Origin of the sequence: Bacillus cereus group sp. Bce019 (assembly GCF_051781745.1) — a bacterium.
Taxonomy (GTDB): Bacteria; Bacillota; Bacilli; order Bacillales; family Bacillaceae_G; genus Bacillus_A; species Bacillus_A cereus.
Map to the genome: position 1 here is coordinate 1 of NZ_JBPWJX010000144.1, position 269 is coordinate 269.

Genomic DNA, 269 nt, shown 5'->3' on the forward strand with positions numbered 1-269 from the left:
GCATTGATATATTGTAAGCGATAATCTAAGGTATCTACAAACATGACATTCTTTTCCATCTCAAGTGGAGCATTGAACATCTTGTAGGTTACTGTATAAGTAAATTCTTCGCTTGAGTCACCTAGGCTGGCTACATAGGAAGGACGTTCAATGGTTCTATTGCCCGTATTTTCTTCCAGTAAGAGTGGGTCTTGTGCTAGGAATCCAGTTCCGCCATCCCCTTTTTTATCATTTGCAGTGGAGGTGTCCCGAACGTCTTTTTCAGCACG

The 269-nt window shown here is 42.0% G+C and carries 1 protein-coding gene; it reads right to left on the reverse strand.

Annotated features, from left to right (window positions below; translation table 11 throughout):
• Positions 1 to 269 (reverse strand): hypothetical protein (locus tag ACS2QP_RS27795; RefSeq protein ID WP_438883071.1); only part of this gene is annotated, 269 nt, incomplete at both ends.